General features: G+C 67.1%; 4 protein-coding genes. 2 read left to right on the top strand and 2 right to left on the bottom strand.

What is annotated here, in order from left to right:
* Positions 1–225: 225 nt before the first annotated feature.
* Positions 226–723, top strand: coding sequence for a CGNR zinc finger domain-containing protein (locus VFG33_RS24180; RefSeq protein WP_325055229.1), 498 nt, complete (start codon positions 226–228; stop codon positions 721–723).
* On the opposite strand, the gene VFG33_RS24175 is transcribed toward VFG33_RS24180, so the two are convergent.
* Entirely contained in the window at positions 687–1,181 is a 495-nt protein-coding gene (locus VFG33_RS24175; protein ID WP_325055228.1) for a GNAT family N-acetyltransferase, read from the bottom strand. The two genes, VFG33_RS24180 and VFG33_RS24175, sit on opposite strands and share 37 nt — an antisense overlap.
* A gap of 30 nt (positions 1,182–1,211) precedes the next feature.
* Between VFG33_RS24175 and VFG33_RS24170 the strand changes: the two genes are divergently transcribed.
* Positions 1,212–1,886 (top strand): formylglycine-generating enzyme family protein, encoded by a 675-nt coding sequence (locus VFG33_RS24170; RefSeq protein WP_325055227.1) that lies wholly within the window; start codon positions 1,212–1,214, stop codon positions 1,884–1,886.
* Here the strand turns inward: VFG33_RS24170 and VFG33_RS24165 are convergent.
* Positions 1,867–2,598 (bottom strand): TolB family protein (locus tag VFG33_RS24165; RefSeq protein ID WP_325055226.1); only part of this gene is annotated, 732 nt, incomplete at its 5' end. The two genes, VFG33_RS24170 and VFG33_RS24165, sit on opposite strands and share 20 nt — an antisense overlap.

Below are 2,598 nucleotides of genomic sequence, written 5' to 3'. Positions count from 1 at the left end.
TTCTCGGCCTCCTCATGGCCCTCGATCTGGAAGAACCAGCGGTCGACGGCGATCTCCGCGCGCAGTTCGGGGTCGGCGTCCGGGCCCAGGACGGCGAGCGCGGCGTCCCACTCCCCGAGCAGCTGCAGGCGGCGGGCCACGTAGGTGTCATCAGCTAGCATGGCGCCTACCATAGGCAGCGTCGATGTAGGGGGTCAAGTGCAATACGGTGACTACATTGGGAACGTGACGCGGCTGGCCGTCGAGCTGGCCAACACCGGCACCCTCAACCAGCACGGCGAACTGGTCGCCGCGTTCTTCGCGGAGCACGAGATCACTCCGCCGCCGGACGGCGACTACGGCGAACTGCCGGACCTCGTGCGCACGGCCCTGGCGCAGTCGGTCGACGGCGCCGCTCCCGACGCCGTGCATCGCCTGCTGCGCGACTACCCGCCGGACATGCACCTGTCCAACCACGATGGTCTCGACAACTGGCACATCCACTTCAGCCGCAACGGCACCCCGGCCAAGCGCTGGGCTGGCCAGCTGATCGCCGCCAAGCTCGCCCTGGTCGCGGCCGGGGACCCCTCGGTGACGCTGGGGCGGTGCGCCGCCGCTGGGTGCGGAAACTACTTCGTGGACCAGTCACGGAACCGGACGCGCCGGTTCTGCTCCAACGCGTGCGCGAGCCGGACGACGGTCGCGGCTTATCGGGCCCGGACCTCGAAAAGCTCTAGCAAATAGCTGAAGGCTGGCCGGCCGTTGAGGGTCAGGTTGCCGGTGCGGATGAAGCCGGCGCGGGCCAGTACTGCTTGGGATCCGGGGTTGTCCGCGGTCGTCTTCGCCTTGATCGATTTCAACCCGTACTGCGTTCTCGCCAGCGCACACGCTTCCCGTACTCCGAACGTGGCGATCCCGCGCCCACCGGCATCCTCGGCGACCCGGTACCCGAGCTCGGCCGATCCCTCCTTTACATCCACCAGGTTGATCCGCGCCACGATGCGACCTTCCTCCACCACTACGTGGAAGTGATCGATCCCCGCCGCCTGATCCGCCAGCAAGCTCGCATGCCGCGCCGCGAACTCCTCGAAGTACGCATCCCCACGGTCCGGGATGATCCGCGCGAAGTAGTCCCGGTTCTCCCGCTCGAACGCGAGCAACCGCACCGCATGATCGTCACGAAGCCGCTCCAACACCAGCACAGCAAGGGACCCTACTAGGATCGCCGGAACATGGACGGGCAATTGATTGGCATCCCCGCGGGCCGCGTGAGGCTTGCGGATCGCCGTGCGCAGCGCCGGTGGTCGGTAGAGGTTGCGCCGTACGAGATCGCGGCGGTGCCGACCACGCAAGCGCAGTACGAGCTTGTCACCGGCGAGCGGCCGAGCGCGGCTGACGGTGATCAGCTGCCCGTCGAAGGTGTCTCCTGGTTGGAAGCCATCCGGTTCTGCAACGCCCTGTCTGAGCGAGAGGGGCTGGCGCCTGCCTATCGCCTTCCTGTCGACGCCGAGGGCACAGAGTGGGATCCGTCCGCCTCTGGTTACCGCCTGCCGACCGAGGCCGAGTGGGAGTACGCCTGCCGTGCCGGTACTACGGCCGCGCGGTACGGCGAGCTCGACGACATCGCCTGGTACCGCGGTAACTCGCAGGAGCGGGTGCACGATGTCGGCGGCAAGCAGCCGAACGCCTGGGGTCTGTACGACATGCTGGGCAACGTCTGGGAATGGTGCTGGGACTTCTACGATCCCGAGGTCTACGGCACCTACCGGGTACTCCGCGGCGGCGGCTGGTTCGACGAACCCTGGAGCTGCCGGGCGTCCGTCCGCCGCCGCAGCCACCCCACATTCCAGATCGATGACGTGGGCTTCCGCGTCGCCCGCAGCGTCACTACCTCATCGGGTAGCTGACGTACGCGAACTGGCTGCTGTCGGGAGACCAGCTGGGGACATTCATGGTCCCCTGGCCGCCGAAGAGGGTGGCGACCTCGCGGATGTGGCCGTCGCTGTCGAGGAGCCTGAGGCGGACGTCGTCGACATCAGCCGGGTGCCCGAGGGTGCCGGGCGGGAAGCTCACGTAGGCGACCGTCGATCCGTCGGGGGAGGGATGCGGGAACCAGTTGACGCGTTCGTCGAACGTGAGTTGCTCGATAGTGCCGGTGACGGAGATCCGGAAGAGTTGAGCGTGCCCGGGGACGGTCGAGGCGCGTTCGGAGTTGAAGTAGATCCACTTGCCGTCCGGGCTGTACTCCGCCCCGTCGTCGGCGTACTCGTCATCCGTGAGTTGCACGTCCTCACCCCCGGTCGCCGGAATCGTGAAGACATTCGTGATCCTCCGGCCGTCCCTGTCTTCCAGCCCGATGTACGCCAGCGTGCTCCCATCCGGCGAAACCCCATGCAGATAATGGTGAAACCCGGCCCCACGATCGTTACTAACCCGCCGCGGCGCTCCATCCTCAACCGGTACGGCGTACAGGTGCCCGTCGTCGGCGGACACATAAACGGTGGCCCCATCCGGACTCAACACATGATCGTTGTTGATCGCCGGCACCCCACCCAACTCGATCCGCTCAAGCTCCTCCCCACCAGCAGCCGGAATCCGGAAGAGCTCCCCGCCCCCGTT

The organism is Kribbella sp., assembly GCF_035687465.1.
GTDB lineage: Bacteria > Actinomycetota > Actinomycetes > Propionibacteriales > Kribbellaceae > Kribbella.
This window is presented reverse-complemented; position numbering and strand designations above follow the sequence as displayed.